The organism is Nocardioides deserti (genome assembly GCF_014266025.1).
Taxonomy (GTDB): domain Bacteria; phylum Actinomycetota; class Actinomycetes; order Propionibacteriales; family Nocardioidaceae; genus Nocardioides; species Nocardioides deserti.
In genome coordinates this window covers 1-17,554 of sequence record NZ_JACMYC010000019.1, presented here as the reverse complement: position 1 = coordinate 17,554, position 17,554 = coordinate 1, and the positions used below count along the sequence as shown (strand labels likewise).

Sequence of the window (17,554 nt, the reverse complement as noted above, 5' to 3'; positions counted from 1 at the left end):
CGACGAACGGCGTGGTCTGGTCCGGACCGGGCGATAGTCTGCGGCCCATGAAGGTCCTGGTCACCGGCGGCGCCGGCTACATCGGTTCGACGACCTGCAAGGCGCTCGAGGAGGCCGGGCACGTCCCGGTCGTCCTCGACTCGCTCCTGACCGGTCCTCGGGCTTTCGTGGGTGACCGTGCGTTCTACGAGGGCGACATCGCCGATCGGGCGCTCCTGCGTCAGATCGCTCGGGAGCACTCCGACCTGGACGCCACGATCCACATGGCCGCGCGAATCGTCGTGCCGGAGTCGGTGGACAAGCCGTACGAGTACTACCGCGACAACGTCGCGAAGTCCCTGGAGCTGTTCGACGAGCTCCATTCCCTCGGCCTTCACCGTGTGCTGTTCTCCAGCTCCGCCAGCCTCTACGCCACCAATGAATCCTTCGAGGTGACGGAGGAGGACCCGCTCGCGCCGCAGTCGCCGTACGCCCGGACCAAGCGGATGATGGAGCAGGTCCTTGAGGACATGGCTGCCGCGACCGACCTGCGCGCGATCATCCTGCGGTACTTCAACCCGATCGGTTCCGACCCCGATCTCGAGTCCGGCATCTACGCGAAGGAACCTTCGCACGTGCTCGGGCAGCTGGTCATGGCGGCGCGCGGGCAGAAGGACTCGTTCACGATCACCGGCGTGGAGCACCCGACGCGGGACGGGACCGGCATCCGCGACTACATCCACGTGTGGGACCTGGCGCAGGCGCACGTCCGAGCGGTCGAGAAGTTCGACGAGGTGATCGACGCAGTCGATGCGCCGAGCACCGTCATCAACATCGGCACCGGCTCCGGGGTCACCGTCCGCGAGCTCGTCGCGTCGTTCGAGCGCGTCTTCGGCGCCTCCGTGCCGACGACGGAAGCGCCGCCGCGACCGGGCGACGCGGTCGGAGCCTTCGCGAACGTCGACAAGTCGCGGCGACTGCTCGACTGGTCCACCGAGCTCTCGCTCGACGACGCCATCGCCTCCGCGCTCGCCTGGGGCGAGAAGCGGAAGGAGATCCTCGGCTACGAGTGACGCGGGCCGTCGGCGGGCTAGCCGCAGGCGCTGGCGTAGGTCGCTGAGGACCGGGTCGGCTCGATCGAGGGCGTCGTGCGCACGTCGATGCGCCCGGTCTGCCCTTCGGGCGTCGTCATCTTCCACTCGACGTTCGCGACCTCGCCCGGCGCCAGCTCGGCGATCACCCGCGCCACCGGGCGGCCCTCGTGCTCCAGGCCGTCGGCGGCGACCGGACTGCCGTTGAACCGGACCTTGTCGATCGACCCGCCGACGGGACCGTAGAGGTAGGCGACCACGAACTGGGAGCCGACCGGGGCGCCGAACCGGCCGCCACCGGTGACGTAGTCGGGCAGGGATTCAACAGCTGCGGGGTCGGCCACCGACTCGAGTCGGAGCATGCCGTCGAGACGCTGTCGGCCGCTGCTGCACGAGGTGGCGGCGCCGCGGACGTCGTGGCGCAGGAAGTACGACATCTTCCCGACGCTGGTGTCGTCGAGGTAGACGCCGACCTGGGGGCGCTCGGTCTCCTTGGTCGGCAGCTCACCGCTCACAGCCGTCCCCGCCAGGACCTCCTGCTCGTCGCCGAAGGAGTGGACGAGCAGCCGGCCCTCGCGGGCCGCTCGGGTCAGTGCGCGAAGCATCTCCTGCGGTTGCTCGACGCCGGAGGAGACGCGGTCGAAGACCGTCTTGGCCGCGATTCGGAAGAAGGCGTCCTGGGCAGCCGGCTCCGGGAGGCGGACGTAGACCTCGTGCAGCAGCTCGTCCACAGCGTTCTCCGCGGTCAGCTCGACGCCGCCGACCTGCACCGGACCGGTCACCTCGAGGAGGTAGGACAACGCGACCGGGTCGATCGAGAGCACGCCGGCTGGGTCCTCGGGCTGGGTCTCGGTCCAGCGTGCCCCGATCAGCTCCGAGGCGCGTGGCCAGTCCGGGGTCAGGTTGGCGTCGAGGACGTACAGCCCCAGGTTGGTGCTGAAGAGGTCGCGCTCCTCGTCGGTGAGCGGCAGCACGGGCTTCTCCCGCTGTCCGAAGGCGTTGCCCGCCACCTGCCGGGTCAGCCCGATCCGACCCTCCTCGGCACGTACGACGGAGATGGCGCCGGGCAGTCCGCCGGTCGCCCGGACCTCCGCGTTGTTCTGCATCACCAGCAGGTAGTCGCGCGGGCCCTCGGCACCCAGCATGCTCGGCATGATCTCCAGGGCGGTCGCCGCAGCGCTCATGGCCTCCTGGGCCTCGGCAACCTTCTCGCGCAGGTCGCGGAACTCGATCGCGAGGCGGTCGACGAACCCGTCCGGATCGGCGCCGGCCAGGCGGGAGTCCGCCTCGGTGAAGGCGGTGTCGGCGGTCGCAACCGGCTGCTGGAGGCGCTCGAGAGCGGCCAGGTCGACCTGGCCGCCGCGGGGGACGATCGAGTCCAGGTCGTCAGCGGTGGCGATCAGTGGCTCGACGCCTTTGGAGCCGAGGTCCGCGACCACGTCGGCAGCCAGGGCGACGCCGTCGGCGTCGTCGCCGACGAACGGGAGCACCCCGAGTGCCTTCCACGTCGGCCCCGAGGTGCGGTCGGCTGCGTCTCGACTGCTCTCGCGCAGCTCGCGCAGAGCGGCCTGCGCGGCGTCGCTGTCGCCCGCCCCGACCGCCGCCTGCACGGCGCCGGCGTCGTTGACGACGGCGTTCAGCGAGCCGTTCACCCGGTAGGCGGTCCATCCGACCCATGCGGCGAGGGCGATCCCCGCCAGCAGCAGGAGCGCGAGGAGGGTGCCGAGGCGGCGAGGGCGAGCCATGGCGCGACCCTATCGAGCCAGGTCGTGGTGACGGGGAAGCCGGCCCCGCTGCGTCCGGGGAAGACAGAAGGTCCCCGGCCCTGAGGGGCCGGGGACCTTCTCGAGTGCAGGTGCGGTCAGCGCACGCGCAGGGTGTACTGGCGGTTCACCCGACGCCACGGGGTGTTCGGGTTCGGGATGAACTTCAGCGTCACGATGTAGACGCCAGGCTTGAGCTTGGCGCCCTTGATGGTCGCAGCGCCGTTGCCGTTCAGGTCCTTGCGGGCCTTGTAGACCGCTCCGGCCGTGCCGCCGTTGCCGACCTTCTTGGGGCGGATGACGACCTTCAGGTCACCGGTGACCGTCGCGTTGCCGGCCGCCTTCAGCTTCATCTTGAACTTCGGCCGCTGGTTGGGCTTGACGTTCTTCTTGTTGGTGCCGGCCTTGGGCTTGACGTCGGCGTTCGGCTCGACGCACACGCCGTACCGGTCGCACTGCTCCGCGTTCGCCGCGGTGCCGGTGGCGCCGACGAGGCCGGCGGCCATCAACACGGACGCCAGGAGGCCGATGATGAGCTTCTTCATATGAGGTTTCTCCCGATGTGGCGTCCGAGGACGCAGGTGTTCAGATCGGAGCGATCTTTACACAAAGTTGGGGAAGACGCCTTATCCGTATCAGATTACCAACGAGTAATTAACGCGTGGTGGCATTGGGCTCACCCGGACGGATGGGTTAGCGGGGTTCGGCGCCTGCACCGGCCAGCACGAAGTCGACGATCGACTCGACCTGAGCCCGCAGCTCCGGCTCGCTCGTGGCGCTGCCCCGAGCGGGCAGCAGCAGCCGGTTCATGGTGACGGCGCCGTACAGGCAGAGGACGAGCGTCGCGGCCGGCAGGTCCGCGGGGACCTCGCCGCGGTCGACCGCGCGCCGGAGGATCGGCAGCACGGCGTCGGTGTGGTGACGGGCGACCCGGTCGGTGAACGAGCCGAGCGACGACGGGGCGCCGGCGGCGTCCACGATCATCCGGACCGTCGCCCACCCGGCTGGGTCCAGGTAGTGGCGGAACAGGTTGGTCGCCAGCGCCTCGAGGTCGCCCCGCAGCGAGCCGGTGTCGACGTCCTCGATGCCGGCCGCGCGGAGCTCGACAGCGTCGACGAGCAGTGCGTCCTTGTCGCGCCAGCGCAGGTAGACCGTCGACTTCCCGACGCCCGCGCGGCGCGCGACCGCGTCGATGGTGAAGCCGGCCCAGCCGCGCTCGCCGTACTCCTCGAGCGCCGCCTCCAGGATCCGCGCCTCGGCCCCCGGCGTGCGCGGGCGGCCGCGGCTGCGGCGCGGCGCGGGGGAGGAGGACGCCATGCCCGCGATTCAACCACCCGGTCGGCGACTACGTTGGCGGCATGGTTGTCGATGCTGCGGACGGCGGCTGGTTCGCCCGCAACACCTCCCACTGGGACGACTGGTCGCTCGACGACCTCGTCGCGGCGAAGGGCTCACAGCGGGTCAGCCTGGTGGTCCCGGCGCGCAACGAGGCCGGCACCGTCGGCGACGTCGTCACCCGGGTGCGGGAGGCGCTGGTCGAGACGGTCGCGCTCGTCGACGAGGTGGTGGTCATCGACTCCGACTCCACCGACGCGACCTACGACGTCGCGAGCGACGCCGGCGCGGTCGTCCACCGCTCGGCCGAGGTGCGGCCCGACCTCGGCTCGCGGCGCGGAAAGGGGGAGGCGATGTGGAAGTCGCTCTTCGTCACCACCGGCGACGTCCTCGTCTTCATGGACGCCGACCTCACCGAGTGGGACACCCACTTCGTGCCCGGCCTGCTCGGCCCGCTGCTCACCCGGCCGGACGTGGCGCTGGTCAAGGGGTTCTACGAGCGGCCCGGGGCGGAGGGGCCGTACGACGGCGGGCGGGTGACCGAGCTCGTCGCCCGGCCGCTCATCGCGCTCGAGCACCCCGAGCTCGCCGGCCTCGTGCAGCCGCTCGCGGGGGAGTGGGCCGTGCGGCGGTCGCTCCTCGAGGCGCTGTCGGTGCCGGTCGGGTACGCCGTCGAGCTGGCCGCCCTCGTCGACACCGCAGCCCTGCTCGGCGTCGACGCGATCGCGCAGGTCGACCTCGGGCGCCGCGACCACGCGCACCAGGCGTTGCTCGACCTCGGTGCGATGGCCACGCAGATCCTGGCCGCGATGGCGCGGCGGCGAGGCGCGGCGGGTTTCGAGACAGGCGCTAGCGCGCCGTCCTCAACCAGCCGCGGCGGCGCTGGCGCGCCTTCCTCGACCAGCCGAGCAGTGACCCTCCGGCAGTACCAGCCCGGTCCCGAGGGCATCACGCCCGTCGAGCGCGAGGTGCTCGTCTCCGAGCGCCCGCCCGCGAGGACGCTCGTATGACCCTGCGGCTGGGGCGGCACGAGTTCGCCGACGACCGGACGCTGATGATGGCGATCGTCAACCGGACCCCGGACTCGTTCTACGACAAGGGCGCCACCTGGGCGGAGGACAAGGCCTTCGACCGGGTCGCGCAGGTGGTCGACGAGGGCGCCGAGATGGTCGACATCGGCGGCATCAAGGCGGCTCCCGGCGAGGAGATCGACGAGGTCGAGGAGAAGCGGCGGGTCGTCGACTTCGTGGCGCGAGTGCGGGCGGCGTACCCCTCGCTCGTCATCTCCGTCGACACCTGGCGCGCCTCGGTCGGTGACGCCGTGTGCGAGGCCGGCGCGGACGTGCTCAACGACGCCTGGGGCGGCGCCGACCCGGCGCTGGTCGACGTGGCCGCGAAGCACGACGTCGCGCTGATCTGCACGCACACGGGCGGGGCGGTGCCGCGGACGCGGCCCTACCGGGTGGAGTACGACGACGTGGTGCGCTCCGCGATCGACGACACCGTGGCGTACGCCGGGCGGGCGCTCGCCGCGGGTGTCGCGCGGGAGTCACTGGTGATAGACCCGGCGCACGACTTCGGCAAGAACACCTTCCAGTCCCTCGAGATCACCCGCCGGCTCGGCGAGATGGTGGCGACCGGGTGGCCGGTGCTGGTGTCGCTGTCGAACAAGGACTTCGTCGGGGAGTCGCTCGACCTGCCCGTCGGCGAACGGCTCACCGGCACGCTGGCCGCGACCGCGGTCTGCGCGCTGGCCGGGGCGCGGATCTACCGCGTGCACGAGGTCGTCGAGACCCGTCAGGTGGTCGACATGGTCAACACCATCGCCGGGCGTCGGCTCCCGGCACGTGCGATCCGGGGGCTCCAGTGACTGAGCAGCCGCGGGTGGCGCTCGTGCCGGGCGTGCTCGCGCTGCTGCCGGAGCACGCCTCGCTGGTCGACCCTGTTGCCGAGCTGCGCGCCGCTGCCGTGGCCGCGGTGCGGTGGCTCGGGCCGGAGGCCTCGGTGGTCGCCGATGCGCAGGGCGAGCGGGTGGCCGCGGCGCTGATGGACGCCGCCGGCGTGCGACGCGGTGGCTCGACGGCGTACCTCGTCGTCGGCAACGGCACGGCCAAACGCTCCGAAAAGGCGCCGGGTCACCTGGACGACCGCGCCTTCGCCTTCGACTCCGCGCTGCGTGATGCGCTGGTCGCGGGCGACCTCTCGGGCGTGGACTGGTCGCTCGCCGAGGAGCTGTGGGCGTCGGTCGACGGGCTGCGGCGAGCAACGGACCTGGTCGCTGGGCCGGCGACGGTGGACTACGACGACGACCCGTACGGCGTGCAGTACTGGGTCATGCGGTGGGGCTCGTGAAGGTCCTGCTCGGTCCGCGGGGCGGGGACCTGCCCGACCTGTACGCCGTGCCCCGGCGGCCCTGGCTCCGCGCCAACATGGTCAGCACTGTCGACGGCTCCGCCACCGGCCCGGACGGTCGCAGCGGGTCGATCAACAACGCCGCCGACCACCGGGTTTTCCGAGTGCTCCGGTCGCTCGCCGACGCGATCGTCGTCGGGGCCGGGACCGCGCGGGCGGAGGGCTACGGGCCGGCGGACGTGCCGCTCGTGCTGGTGTCCCGGCGGGCCGAGGTGCCCGAGGGGCTCCGCGGGCACGAGCCCGGCCGGGTGCTCGTGGCGACGTGCGCCGTTGCCGAGCGCCTGGGCGAGGCACGGTCGCTGCTGGGTGAGGAGCACGTGCTGGTCCTCGGTGAGGACACGGTCGACCTGGTCGCCCTCCGCGACGCGCTGGTCGGTCGCGGCTACGAGAGCCTGCTCTCCGAAGGCGGGCCGCACCTGCTGCGGGACCTGCTCGCCGCCGGTCTCGTCGACGAGCTGTGCACCACGGTCGTCCCGACCGTCGTCGCAGCGGACGGTCCGCGGATCACCGCCGGCCCGCCCGTCGACGTACCTCTCTCGCTCGAGCTGCTGCTCGAGCAGCACGGCACGCTGCTCGCGCGGTGGTTCGTGGAGCGTCCCGGCGAGCGTGGACAGCCCGACGCGCCGTCCGCCGACTGACGAAGGTGGAGCCGCCTCGGAGTGGGGGGAACCGAGGCGGCTCCCGCGGATGGGGACAGCACTACGCCAGCAGCAGCGTCCCGAGCCGCGGCCCGCTGAGCGGGCGCGGCAGACGCTAGCCCCTGAGAGGGCTCTCGCCCAGCCGGCCGACCGCGCGGCCTCGGCGCCGCTCGACGGACGGTGTCAGACGAGGTGGGCGAGGAAGTACCAACCCGTCACGCTCGGCAGGACCCCGAGCCAGACCCAGGCGCCGCCGGCCGGCAGACGGTGCAGCTGACGCGCGAGCGCGATTCCACCGGTCGCCGGGACCGCGGCGGCGCCGATCTCCACCAGGGCCACCAGCGCCGAGTCGTGGGCCCGCACGAGTCCGTCGATGGTCATCAGGACCGACGCAGACCAGGACAGCAGGACCAACGCGCCCGAGACGACCCACGCGAGGGCCGGTTGCCACACCGCGGAGGAGCGGGCGGTGCGCGGGCCGCGCACAGGCGCGACGGCGGACTCGGGCAAGAAAGTGGTCACGGTCCTCAGTCCAGTCATCTGCGTCCCCCGCGGATCCCCCCGGTCGCAGAGGATAGGAGCGTCCCGGCGGCTCGCGCTGCCTTCGGCGCCGAACGGGACCGAACGGATCTCGGCGCTGGTCAGTTCGGACTACGCCGGCACCGCCCAGGTGGGCCCCCGGGTTGGGGGCGAAGCCGCCTCGGCGCTTGGGGGAGGAGCCGAGGCGGCTTCTACACGGGTGGGGACGGGCCCGCCGCCCGATGTTCCCGACCCGCGGCCCGCTGGGAGGGCGGGCGTCGGAACCGTAGGGAGTGAGACGCGTCCTACCCAATCCGTTGGTCCGGCTCACGGTCTTTCCCTAGGGCGGCGCTGGTCAGACGCCTGCGCGTGCCCCCTCAGACGACCCGGCCGACGACGAGGGCGATCGCGGTGGCCCAGAACAGAAGGCCGAGTCCGATCAACGTGTGGAAAACCGTCAGCGACGTCCCCATGGAGTCCGACGCTAGATCGCCGATCGACCCGGCGACATGGGTCGCACGGGTCATCCGGTGACTGGTCCGTGCCTAGTTGAGACCCCAGACCCGCCTCGGTGTGGTCCAGGTCATACCCGGCTCTGGGGTTTGCGCCTGCTCGTGCCGGTAACCGGCCGCAGGCGACGCGGCGGTCTCGCGAGCGGCGGCGCTCCCCGCACATGGGAGTTCTCGAGACCGCCGCGTCTTCTCATGTCCGGAGCGTGGCGACGGTGGTCGCCGCCCTGCGTCGGTGCAGGGGTTTCGACACGATCGCTGGCGCTCGCTGCTCAACCAGCGGACGGGGCGGGTGCCTCGGGGTCGAGCTCCGGCTCCGTCACCGAGAGGAGGACGGCGTCGGGGTAGGTCTCGCGGAGCTGCTCGAGGTAGTCGACGAGCGCCTCGCGGTCGAGGTTGGTGGTGCCGACGACGATGACCGTCCCGGGCTCGTCCGCTTCCTCGCCGTCGCGCAGGTCGAGGACGAGCTCGAGCGGGGTGCCGTCGGCCTTCTCCGGCACGAGCTCGAGGAGGGTCTCCTCGTCCTCGACGGCCTCCGGGTCGGTCGGCTCGGCCTCGGTGTCGACGAGGCAGGTCCACTCCCGCTCGAGCGCGTCGGCGCAGGGGTCGGCCACCGGCTCCGGCTCGGGAGTGGGGTCCGGCGTGGGCGAAGGCGTCGGCTGCGGCGTGGGAGTGGGCGTCGGTGTGGGCTGGGGTGCCGGCGGGTTCTTGGGCGGGTTCTTGGGCGGGTTCTTCGGAGGCGACGTCGGCGGGTCGACCGGCTCGAAGCCGACCTCGCCGGACTGCTGCGGCGCCGGCGCGGACGGCTGCTTGCCCGAGCCGAACGCGCTGTCCGGCTGCGGGGCGGGAGCGACCGGAGCCACGGGGGCACCCGACGGGGCCGACGTGTAGTCAGGGGCCGGCACGTAGGAGCTCGTCGGCGCGATGTCCGGCGGGGTGAACGACGAGGGGAACACCAGCTGCGGCGGCGCGTCGGTCCTCGGCGCGACGTCCGCGACGACCGGCGGCGGGAAGAGGCCCATCGACGGCGCGAGCGGCTCGGTCGAGCCGAAGGCGGGGATCTCACCGGCCGCGGCGGGCGGGGCGATCGCCGGCTGGACGGCGGTGGTCACGGGTGCGTCGCCGTCGGCGTACAGCACTCCGGTCCCGCACCCGATCGTCAGGGCGAGCGCGACGAGCAGGCGGGATCTCATGCGTCCACCGTACGTGCCTGGTCCTCGACGCTTGCCTCGGTTTCCCGAGGAAATACCCAACGTTCATATCCCCAGAAGCGGAACAGCGTCGCGAGTGCCACGCCGACCAGGTTCCCCGAGACGTTCTCGGCAATCGGCGAGGTCCAGCCGAGCGCGTAGGAGGTGACCGCCAGCGGCACCAGGTTGACCGCGAGACCGCCGAGGTTGACGAGGAAGAACAGCGAGTACGCCGTGGCGAGCTGCCGGCTCTGCCGTTGGTCGAAGACCCACAGGCGGTTGCCGACGAACGCGAAGGTCGCCGACACCACGAACGCGATCGTCTTCGAGGTCAGCGGGCCGGTCTCGAGCAGCTGGCGCGCCAGGTTGTAGCAGGCGACGTCGACGACGAACGCCAGCCCGCCCACCAGCAGGAACCGCCACGCCACCCGGCCGGTCACGCCCCGCGCCGCCGCCTGGTCGGCGGCCTCGTCGCTCACGAGGCGGGGGGAAGAAGCAGCGGCAGGCACGTCGCGTGCGGTACCCGACACGCCTCGCGGGAACACCGAGCGCCCGCTCGGTGTTGAGCAGCGCCGTGACCCCCGACCCCTCCCGCACGGACGACTCCCGGCGCGTGTCCCTGCTGCTCGGCCTCCTCTTCGGCCTGGCCGGCATGGGCTCCTCCTCCGCGGCCGTCGCGCTCCCGCTGATGGGCAGCGACCTGGGCGTGGACGTCGGGATCGCCACGTGGTCGATCAGCCTCTACGCGCTGATGCTCGCCGTGACGACCGCGGTCTACGGCCGGATCTCCGACCTCGTCGGGGTCAAGCTGCCGCTGCTCGTCGGCATCGGGCTGATGACCGCCGGCGCGCTGGTGGCGGCGTTCGCGCCGACGTACGGCGTGCACCTCGGCGGCCGCCTCTTCCAGGGCGCCGGCGCGGCCGCCGTGCCGACGCTGGGGGTGGCGGCGCTGAGCGCGCGGTACGACGGCGAGGTCAAGGGCCTCGCGCTCGGCCGGCTCGCGGGCATGGCCGCCGCCGTCTCCTGCCTCGGGCCGCTGGCCGGCGGCGTCGTCGAGCACGCCTTCGGGTGGCGGGTCGTCATGGCGCTGCCGATCCTCGGCGTGCTGGTCGTGCCGTTCCTGTGGCGCGCGCTCACCGGCGAGGGCAGCGGTGCCAGCCTCGACGTGCTGGGCGCGGTGCTGGTCGCCGCGACCGCCGCCGGGCTCGTGCTCCTCGTGCAGTCCCCGTCGACCGGCCTGGTGGTCGCGCTCGTCGGCGTCCTGCTGATGGTGCTGGGCACGCCCCTGGTGGCCCTGCGCGTACGCCGCCGGCCGCACGGCTTCCTCCCGCTCGCCGTGATCCGCAACCCCACGGTCGTGCGCAGCGCGGTCGCGGCGGCGGCCGTGCCCGCGGCGTGGTTCGGGCTGCTCGTCGCGGTGCCGGCCGTGCTCGTCGGCCACGGCTGGGACGCCTGGCAGGTCGGCCTGCTGCTCGTGCCGAGCGCGGTCGTCGCGCTGTTCGTGCCGCGGGTCGCCGGGCCGCTGCTCACCCGGATCGGCGGACCGGCCTCGCTCGCGGTCGCCGGCGTGACCGCCTCGGTGGCGCTCGTGCTGGCAGCGATCGGGACCGCTGCGGTCTCGTCGGTGGTGCTCGGCGTCGCGGTGGTGCTCGTGACGATGGCCTTCGGCCTCGGCCAGCCCGCGCTCACCGCATCCGTGGGCGACGCGGTCGAGCTCGACGTGCGCGGGGTCGCGCTCGGTGTCGCGACGCTCCTGTTCCTCGTGGGCGGCTCGGTCGGCTCGGCCGTCGTCGGCGGCATCGGCGACGCCATCGGGGCGCCCGGCGCGCTCGGCATCCTCGCCGTCCTGCCGCTGCTCGGGCTGGTCGCGTTGATCCCCGAGCTCAAGCGGTTCGCGGCGGTCGTCGGGGACTGACCGCTCCTTCGTCCCGGTGGGTTGGCGTCGTCGGGGGAGGCGTCGTCGGGAGGCGTCGTCGGGGTAGTAACGGACGTTTGTGTCCGTCACGCGCACCGCTGCGGACGTTTCTGACCGTTACTACCCCGGCGGCCGGGAGCGCACGGCCGAACGGTAGCGCCGCGTCTGCCACAGTTGCTCGCGTGCAGCCGGGGATGCAGGTGGGGATGACGTTGCCGGTCATGGAGCCGGACCTCTGGGACGACGGCGCGCGCACGCTGGAGGCGTGGGCGCGCGCGGTCGACGAGGGGCCGTTCAGCACGCTGTGCTTCGGCGAGCGGATGGCCTTCGACAACCCCGAGACGCTCACGCTGCTCGGCGCGGTCGCCGCCTGGACCAGTCGGGTGCGCATCGCGACCACGGTCGTCGTCCCGCAGCTGCACGACCCGGTCCTGCTCGCGAAGTCGCTCGCCACCGGCGACCAGCTCTGCGGCGGCCGGCTCAGCGTCGGTCTCGGGGTGGGCGGGCGCGAGGAGGACTACCGCGTCGTCGGTGCCGACCTCGGCACGCAGACCATGCGCGAGATGGCCGAGCGGGCCGAGGTGCTCAAGGCCGTCTGGCGCGGCGAGCTCGTGGCCGGGGCGACGCGACGCATCGGGCCGCCGCCGTTGCAGGAGGGCGGGCCGGAGCTGCTGGTGGGCTCGATGGGTCCGCGGACGATCCGCCACGCCGCCCGCTGGGCCGACGGCCTCGCCGGCGTCACGCTCGACGTCGACCCCGCCGGCGTACGCCGTCTCTTCGACCTCGCCGAGAAGGCCTGGGCCGAGGCGGGCAAGGAGCGACCGCGGCTGACGACGTCGTTCTGGTTCGCGCTCGACGACGGGGGCGGCAGTGCTGTTGACGGCGGGGCGCGCGACCAGGTCCACCGCCACCTGCGCCACTACATGAGCTGGCTGCCTGCCGACCTGGTCGACGCGATGGCGCCGACGACCGGGTTCGCCGGGACGGCGGCGCAGCTGCGCGAGACCCTGCAGCGGTTCGAGGACATCGGCTGCGACGAGATCCACCTCATCCCGACCGGCTCCGACGTCGCGCAGGTCGAGGCCGTCGCGGAGCTGCTCCGATGAGCCCGCGAGGGAGCCAGGAGGACGTCGGCAGCACGTGGGCGCGCGCGGCGGTGCTGAGCGTCGGGTTCGTCGCGCTCCTGTGGCTGGTCGAGGTCCTCGACGCGGTCTGGTCGCGCAACCTCGAGGCGTACGGCGTCCGCCCCCGTGACGACGAGGGGCTCGTCGGCGTGGCGCTGGCGCCGGTGCTCCACGGCGGCTGGGACCACCTGTCCGGCAACACCGTCCCGGTGCTCGTGCTCGGGTTCCTCGTGCTCGTCGGCGGCACCGGTCGCGGGCTCGCCGCGACGGCCGTGATCTGGCTGGTCGGCGGGCTCGGCGTGTGGTTGACCGCGCCGGCGTACTCGATCCACCTCGGCGCCAGCGTCCTCGTCTTCGGCTGGCTGGTCTACCTCATGGTCCGCGGCGCATTCACCCGCAGCGCGGGCGAGATCATCCTCGGGATCGTGCTGTTCCTGGCGTACGGCGGCCTCCTGCTCGGCGTGCTGCCCGGGCAGCCGGGGGTCTCCTGGCAGGGGCACCTCTTCGGCGCGGTCGGCGGCGCGCTCGCCGCGGCGTGGGTGGACCGGCGGGAACGGCTCTAGGTCTCCGCCCCGTCGCGGGATCGTCGGATGGCGTCCCGCGGGGCGTCGGGGTAGTAACGGCCAGGAACGTCCGTGACTATCCCGACGGAGGTCAGGAACGTCCGTGACTATCCCGCCGCCGCGCCTCCGCCGCCTCGGCCCAGCGCCCGGGCGAGGGCCGAGACCTGGTCGAGCGGGGCGTCGTACCCCGGGAAGTAGGCGCACACCCGGTCCGCCACGTCGCCGAACCGCCGGAGGATCTCGGCGGCGCACTCCTCGGGCGTGCCGACGACGGCGAGGGTGTGGAGCATGTCGTCGGTGACCAGCTCCATCATCGAGGCGACGTCGCCGACCTTGGAGAGCCGGTTGAGCTCGGGCTGGACGTCGGCCCAGCCCTCGACCTCGAGGACGGGGCGGTACGCCGGCGTCGAGCCGTAGAAGGCCAGCAGGCCGCGGACGCCGAGGGCGGCGGCGTGCTGCTCCTCGGGGGTGCGGCCCATCGCGACGATCGCCTGCGGGTGGACGCGGAAGGTCGGCGAGGCGGGCGTGCCGAGCGCGGGCAGCGTCCGCTCGCGGAAGTGCCGGTGGCTGTGGAACGGCATCACCAGCAGCCCGTCGGCCACCTCGCCCGCGGTGCGGGTCATCAGCGGGCCGAGCGCGCCGAGGAGCACCGGCGGCGGACCGAACGGGTTCGGCCCGGGCACGAACGTCGGCGGCATCAGCGTGTGCCGCGTGTGCTCGCCGCGGAAGTCCAGCCGCGTGCCGTCCTGCCACGACGTCAGGATCGCCTTCACCGCCAGCACGATCTCGCGCATCCGGGCGGCGGGCGGCGACCACGTGGCGCCGTACCGGTTCTCCACGTGCGGCTTGATCTGCGACCCCAGCCCCAGCCGGAACCGACCGCCCGACATCAGCTGCAGGTCCCACGCCGTGTGCGCGAGGTGCATCGGGCTGCGCGGCATCGCGATCGCCACGTTGGTCATCAGGTCGGTCCCGACCCCACTCGCCGCCGCGGCCGCCAGCGGCAGGAACACGTCGTGCGGCCCCTCGAACGTGAAGAGTCCCGACACCCCCGCCTCCACCAGCTCGCGGGCGCGCTCGGCCGCGCGGTCGGGGCGGGCGTCGAGCTGGACGTCGAGCAGCACGTGCGGAACGTAGCGACCTGGTGGGGCCGCGGCGTGCACATTCGTTCAATTGTGCGGTTCTGGTCGTGTGCAAGCGCTTGCGCAGGTCGAAAGCGGCGCAATTGAACGATCGTCGACGCCTCAGGCCGACGCGCGCCGGACCAGCGTCGGCGGCAGCAGCACCGGCTCGGGGACGGCGGCGGGGTCGTCGAGCCGGGCCAGCAGCAGGCGGGTGGCGCGCTCGGCGAGGTCGCCGGCCGGGTTGACGACGGTGGTGAGCGGGGGCGTGCAGTGGTCGGCGCCGAGGTCGTCGTACCCGACCACCGCCACGTCGTCCGGCACCGACCGCCCGGCCGCGGCGAGCGCCCGCAGCGCCCCGCGGGCCATCAGGTCGGAGGCGACGAAGAGCCCGTCGAGGTCGGGGTACGCCGCGAGCAGGCGCGCGCAGGCCGCCTCGCCGCTGGCCTCGGTGAAGTCGCCGTGCTCGACCGGCCCGGCGCCCGGATCCCTGTCCAGGCCGGCCTCCGCGAGTGCCGCGAGGTGCCCGGCCAGCCGGTCCTGGCCGACGGCCATGTCTCCCGGCCCGGCGACGTGCCCGATCCGCCGGCAGCCCCGCTCGAGCAGCAGCTCGGTCGCGAGCCGCGCGCCCGCGACGTTGTCGGTGTCGGCCCAGGCCACCCGGTCCGCGCCGAGGATCGGCCGCCCGACGAACGCGCACGGCAGGCCCAGCCCGGCCAGGTGCTCGGCCAGGTGGTCGCTGCGGTGGTGGGAGACGACGATCGCGCCGTCGACGTGCCCGCCGCGCAGGTAGCGCAGCGTGCGGCCCTCCTCCTCGCCCGGCCGCGCCAGCAGCAGCACCAGCTGCAGGTCGCGCTCGGCGAGCACCCGGTTGACCGCGGTCAGCGTGCGGCCGAAGAACGGGTCGGAGAAGACCCGGTCGTCGGGCTCGGGGACGACCACCGCCACCGAGTCGGTACGCCGCGTGGCGAGCGAGCGGGCGGCCGGGTTCGCGACGTACCCGAGGCTGCGCACCGCCGCCTCGACCGCCTCGCGCGCCCGGTCGCTCACCCGGCTGCTGCCGTTGACCGCGCGGGACGCCGTGGCCCGTGAGACCCCTGCGAGCCGGGCGACCTCGTCGAGCGTCGGCGTACCCGGGGCGTCCACGGCGCCCAACCTAGCGGCGCCCGATCCGCCGCCCGCCCCGGCCGCCGTCAGCCCTCGGACGAGCCGAGCCGGCCGGTGGCGGCGACGTCGGCGTAGAACCGGGCCGACGTCTTCGGCGTGCGCACCTGGGTGTCGTAGTCGACGTGCACGATGCCGAAGCGCTTGGTGTAGCCGAACGCCCACTCGTAGTTGTCCAGCAGCGACCACTGGAAGAACCCGCGCAGGTCCACGCCCTGCTGCATCGCGTCGTGCGCGGCGCGCAGGTGCGCGTCGATGAAGTGCACCCGGTCGGGGTCGTGGACGGAGCCGTCGGCAGAGATCTCGTCGTCGTAGGCCGCGCCGTTCTCGGTGATGTAGAGCGGCGGCACGGCGTACTCGTCCTTGAGCCGCACCAGCAGCCGGGTCAGCCCCTCGGGCTGCACCTCCCAGTCCATCGCGGTCCGCGGCAGGCCGCGGCTGACGAAGATGACGTCGTCGCAGCCGACGTAGGGGGTGCTGGTGGTGCGGCCGGTCTCGTTCTCGTTGCTCTTGAGCTCGTCGGGGTGCGGGCGGCCGGCGATCGCGTTGCCGTTGTAGTAGTTGACGCCCAGCACGTCGATCGGCGAGGAGATGATCTCCAGGTCGCCGTCCTGGATGGCGTCGGTCCAGCTGCCGCGGCCCGGCACCGGCATCGCCTCGGTGTCGGCGACGATGTCCGCGGGGTAGGAGCCGCGGAAGATCGGGTCGAGGAAGACCCGGTTGAACAACCCGTCCACCCGTCGCGCGGCGTCCACGTCGACCGGGTCGGCGGGGTCGTTCGGGTCGGCGACGGTGAAGTTGAGCGTGATGCCGAGGCCCGCCTCGGGCCGCTCGGGGTCCGTCCCTACGCCGCGACCGCGCAGCTCCTGGACCGCCAGGCCGTGGGCGAGCATGAGGTGGTGGGCGGCGACGAGGCCGTTCGCGCCCTCCTGCCGCCCCGGCGCGTGCTGGCCGCCGGTGTAGCCGAGGAACGCCGAGCACCACGGCTCGTTCAGCGTCGTCCAGGCCGCGACCCGGTCGCCGAGCGCGTCGTGCACGCTCAGCGCGTAGTCGACGAAGCGGTACGCCGTGTCGCGGTCGGTCCACCCGCCGGCGTCCTCGAGCGCCTGCGGCAGGTCCCAGTGGTAGAGCGTGAGCCACGGGACGACGTCGTTGGCGAGCAGCTCGTCGACCAGCCGGTCGTAGAACGCCAGCCCGGCGGCGTTGACCGGCCCGGCGTCCGGCCGCACCCGCGGCCAGGCGACGGAGAAGCGGTAGGCGCCGAGGTTGAGCTCCTTCATGAGCGCCACGTCCGCGGCGTACCGGTGATAGTGGTCGCACGCCACGTCGCCGTGGTCGCCGCCGATGACCGCGCCCGGCACCCGCGCGAAGGTGTCCCAGATGCTCGGGGTGCGCCCGTCCTCGGCGGCGGCGCCCTCGACCTGGTACGCCGCGGTCGCCGCGCCCCACAGGAAGCCCGGCGGGAACTGGATCTCGGAGGTGCTCATGGCCGCCACCCTAGACCGGATGGAAGCGCTTCCACACGTCCACGTGCGGGCCCTGCCCCGGCGGGCTCAGTCGCGAGCCCGCCGGGTGACGGCCGAGGAGCGCATCCGCCAGCCGACGAGCGCGAGGTCGAGGGCGGTGCGGACGTGCCGGTTGTCCAGGTCCAGCCCGCCGAGCAGCCGCGCGACCCGCTCGAGCCGTGCGTAGAGCGTCTGCCGGCGCACACCCAGCGCCTGGGCCGCGACCGTCTTCGACAGCCCGGCCTCGAGGTAGGCGTCCAGCGTCGGCACCAGGTCCGAGCCATGGCGCGCGTCGTGGTCGAGCAGCGCGCCGAGCTGGTCCTCCACGAACCGCTCGAGCTCGGCGTCGTCCACGATCCCCGACAGCAGGCGGTAGACGCCGACGTCGCTGGCGAGCACCGTCCGTGACGCCGGGGTCAGCCGCGCGGCGAGGTGCAACGCGTCCCGCGCGGCGGGCAGCGAGCGGGCGAGGCCGGCGGGGTCCTCGACGAGCGGCCCGGCGGCGACGCGTACGACGCCGCCGCCGACGGTCGCGCCCAGGTCGGCGTCCAGCGTCTCGGCGAACGCGGCCAGCCGGCTCCGCAGCGCGAGCGGCCGCACGGTGGTCGCCACGAGCAGCTCGCCCTCGACCTCGGCGACCAGCGCGGCGCCGAACGCGGCCTGCGCGGCCTCGGCGGTGGCAGCCAGGCCGGACCGGGTGGCCCCGGGCAGGCGGAGCGCGACGGC

At 73.4% G+C, this 17,554-nt stretch carries 19 protein-coding genes; 8 read left to right on the top strand and 11 right to left on the bottom strand.

What is annotated here, in order from left to right; genetic code table 11:
* The first annotated feature begins 47 nt into the window (after positions 1 to 47).
* Entirely contained in the window at positions 48 to 1,052 is a 1,005-nt protein-coding gene (galE, locus tag H7344_RS18520; protein ID WP_186347468.1) for a UDP-glucose 4-epimerase GalE, read from the top strand.
* Positions 1,053 to 1,069: 17 nt separating this feature from the next.
* Here the strand turns inward: galE and H7344_RS18515 are convergent, their stop codons facing one another.
* From H7344_RS18515 to H7344_RS18505, 3 genes are all read right to left on the bottom strand, one after another.
* Positions 1,070 to 2,815, bottom strand: a complete 1,746-nt coding sequence (locus tag H7344_RS18515; protein ID WP_186347467.1) for a DUF4012 domain-containing protein — start codon at positions 2,813 to 2,815, stop codon at positions 1,070 to 1,072.
* Positions 2,816 to 2,931: 116 nt separating this feature from the next.
* On the bottom strand, positions 2,932 to 3,378 hold the full coding sequence (locus tag H7344_RS18510) for a hypothetical protein (protein ID WP_186347466.1): 447 nt from the start codon (positions 3,376 to 3,378) through the stop codon (positions 2,932 to 2,934).
* A gap of 148 nt (positions 3,379 to 3,526) precedes the next feature.
* Entirely contained in the window at positions 3,527 to 4,150 is a 624-nt protein-coding gene (locus H7344_RS18505; RefSeq protein WP_186347465.1) for a TetR/AcrR family transcriptional regulator, read from the bottom strand.
* A 41-nt stretch (positions 4,151 to 4,191) separates the two neighbouring features.
* On the opposite strand from H7344_RS18505, the gene H7344_RS18500 reads away from it, so the two are divergent.
* The 4 genes from H7344_RS18500 to H7344_RS18485 are packed head-to-tail and all read left to right on the top strand — an operon-like array spanning position 4,192 to position 7,218.
* On the top strand, positions 4,192 to 5,178 hold the full coding sequence (locus H7344_RS18500) for a glucosyl-3-phosphoglycerate synthase (protein WP_186347464.1): 987 nt from the start codon (positions 4,192 to 4,194) through the stop codon (positions 5,176 to 5,178).
* Positions 5,175 to 6,038, top strand: coding sequence for a dihydropteroate synthase (folP, locus tag H7344_RS18495; RefSeq protein WP_186347463.1), 864 nt, complete (start codon positions 5,175 to 5,177; stop codon positions 6,036 to 6,038). Before H7344_RS18500 ends, folP begins: the two co-directional genes overlap by 4 nt.
* On the top strand, positions 6,035 to 6,520 hold the full coding sequence (locus H7344_RS18490; protein ID WP_186347462.1) for a class III extradiol ring-cleavage dioxygenase family protein: 486 nt from the start codon (positions 6,035 to 6,037) through the stop codon (positions 6,518 to 6,520). The genes folP and H7344_RS18490 overlap by 4 nt, the downstream gene beginning before the upstream one ends.
* Positions 6,517 to 7,218 carry a dihydrofolate reductase family protein gene (locus H7344_RS18485; protein WP_229707213.1) on the top strand — a complete coding sequence of 234 codons (702 nt, stop codon included), beginning with the start codon at positions 6,517 to 6,519 and terminating at the stop codon, positions 7,216 to 7,218. Before H7344_RS18490 ends, H7344_RS18485 begins: the two co-directional genes overlap by 4 nt.
* A gap of 183 nt (positions 7,219 to 7,401) precedes the next feature.
* On the opposite strand, the gene H7344_RS18480 is transcribed toward H7344_RS18485, so the two are convergent.
* The 4 genes from H7344_RS18480 to H7344_RS18465 form a co-directional block, all read right to left on the bottom strand.
* Positions 7,402 to 7,740, bottom strand: a complete 339-nt coding sequence (locus tag H7344_RS18480; RefSeq protein ID WP_186347461.1) for a hypothetical protein — start codon at positions 7,738 to 7,740, stop codon at positions 7,402 to 7,404.
* A gap of 374 nt (positions 7,741 to 8,114) precedes the next feature.
* The gene (locus tag H7344_RS18475; protein ID WP_186347460.1) at positions 8,115 to 8,264 is read right to left on the bottom strand and encodes a hypothetical protein; all 150 of its coding nucleotides are present in this window, start codon (positions 8,262 to 8,264) and stop codon (positions 8,115 to 8,117) included.
* A 254-nt stretch (positions 8,265 to 8,518) separates the two neighbouring features.
* A complete protein-coding gene (locus H7344_RS18470) occupies positions 8,519 to 9,439 on the bottom strand; it encodes a hypothetical protein (protein WP_186347509.1) in 921 nt (306 codons plus the stop codon).
* On the bottom strand, positions 9,436 to 9,915 hold the full coding sequence (locus H7344_RS18465) for a GtrA family protein (protein ID WP_186347459.1): 480 nt from the start codon (positions 9,913 to 9,915) through the stop codon (positions 9,436 to 9,438). Before H7344_RS18465 ends, H7344_RS18470 begins: the two co-directional genes overlap by 4 nt.
* Before the next feature lie 95 nt (positions 9,916 to 10,010).
* Here H7344_RS18465 and H7344_RS18460 point away from each other — a divergent pair, with 95 nt between their 5' ends.
* The 3 genes from H7344_RS18460 (at position 10,011) to H7344_RS18450 (ending at position 13,038) form a co-directional block, all read left to right on the top strand.
* Positions 10,011 to 11,351, top strand: coding sequence for an MFS transporter (locus H7344_RS18460; protein ID WP_186347458.1), 1,341 nt, complete (start codon positions 10,011 to 10,013; stop codon positions 11,349 to 11,351).
* A gap of 182 nt (positions 11,352 to 11,533) precedes the next feature.
* Positions 11,534 to 12,457, top strand: a complete 924-nt coding sequence (locus H7344_RS18455; protein ID WP_222130868.1) for an LLM class flavin-dependent oxidoreductase — start codon at positions 11,534 to 11,536, stop codon at positions 12,455 to 12,457.
* Entirely contained in the window at positions 12,454 to 13,038 is a 585-nt protein-coding gene (locus tag H7344_RS18450) for a rhomboid family intramembrane serine protease (RefSeq protein ID WP_186347457.1), read from the top strand. Before H7344_RS18455 ends, H7344_RS18450 begins: the two co-directional genes overlap by 4 nt.
* A 107-nt stretch (positions 13,039 to 13,145) precedes the next feature.
* Here H7344_RS18450 and H7344_RS18445 read toward each other — a convergent pair whose 3' ends face one another.
* From H7344_RS18445 to H7344_RS18430, 4 genes are all read right to left on the bottom strand, one after another.
* Entirely contained in the window at positions 13,146 to 14,162 is a 1,017-nt protein-coding gene (locus tag H7344_RS18445; RefSeq protein ID WP_186347456.1) for a TIGR03617 family F420-dependent LLM class oxidoreductase, read from the bottom strand.
* 120 nt (positions 14,163 to 14,282) lie between these two features.
* Positions 14,283 to 15,305 (bottom strand): LacI family DNA-binding transcriptional regulator, encoded by a 1,023-nt coding sequence (locus tag H7344_RS18440; protein WP_229707212.1) that lies wholly within the window; start codon positions 15,303 to 15,305, stop codon positions 14,283 to 14,285.
* Between the two features lie 47 nt (positions 15,306 to 15,352).
* Entirely contained in the window at positions 15,353 to 16,810 is a 1,458-nt protein-coding gene (locus H7344_RS18435; protein ID WP_186347454.1) for a GH1 family beta-glucosidase, read from the bottom strand.
* Between the two features lie 66 nt (positions 16,811 to 16,876).
* On the bottom strand, positions 16,877 to 17,554 hold a 678-nt coding region (locus tag H7344_RS18430; protein WP_186347453.1), incomplete at its 5' end, for a PucR family transcriptional regulator.

Excerpts from the sequence above, each read along its gene's own strand:
- H7344_RS18500 (WP_186347464.1), top strand. The coding sequence starts at position 4,192 with ATGGTTGTCGATGCTGCGGACGGCGGCTGGTTCGCCCGCAACACCTCC.
- H7344_RS18470 (WP_186347509.1), bottom strand. The coding sequence starts at position 9,439 with ATGAGATCCCGCCTGCTCGTCGCGCTCGCCCTGACGATCGGGTGCGGG.
- H7344_RS18450 (WP_186347457.1), top strand. The coding sequence starts at position 12,454 with ATGAGCCCGCGAGGGAGCCAGGAGGACGTCGGCAGCACGTGGGCGCGC.
- H7344_RS18515 (WP_186347467.1), bottom strand. The coding sequence starts at position 2,815 with ATGGCTCGCCCTCGCCGCCTCGGCACCCTCCTCGCGCTCCTGCTGCTG.
- H7344_RS18510 (WP_186347466.1), bottom strand. The coding sequence starts at position 3,378 with ATGAAGAAGCTCATCATCGGCCTCCTGGCGTCCGTGTTGATGGCCGCC.
- H7344_RS18435 (WP_186347454.1), bottom strand. The coding sequence starts at position 16,810 with ATGAGCACCTCCGAGATCCAGTTCCCGCCGGGCTTCCTGTGGGGCGCG.
- folP (WP_186347463.1), top strand. The coding sequence starts at position 5,175 with ATGACCCTGCGGCTGGGGCGGCACGAGTTCGCCGACGACCGGACGCTG.
- H7344_RS18475 (WP_186347460.1), bottom strand. The coding sequence starts at position 8,264 with ATGACCCGTGCGACCCATGTCGCCGGGTCGATCGGCGATCTAGCGTCG.
- galE (WP_186347468.1), top strand. The coding sequence starts at position 48 with ATGAAGGTCCTGGTCACCGGCGGCGCCGGCTACATCGGTTCGACGACC.
- H7344_RS18505 (WP_186347465.1), bottom strand. The coding sequence starts at position 4,150 with ATGGCGTCCTCCTCCCCCGCGCCGCGCCGCAGCCGCGGCCGCCCGCGC.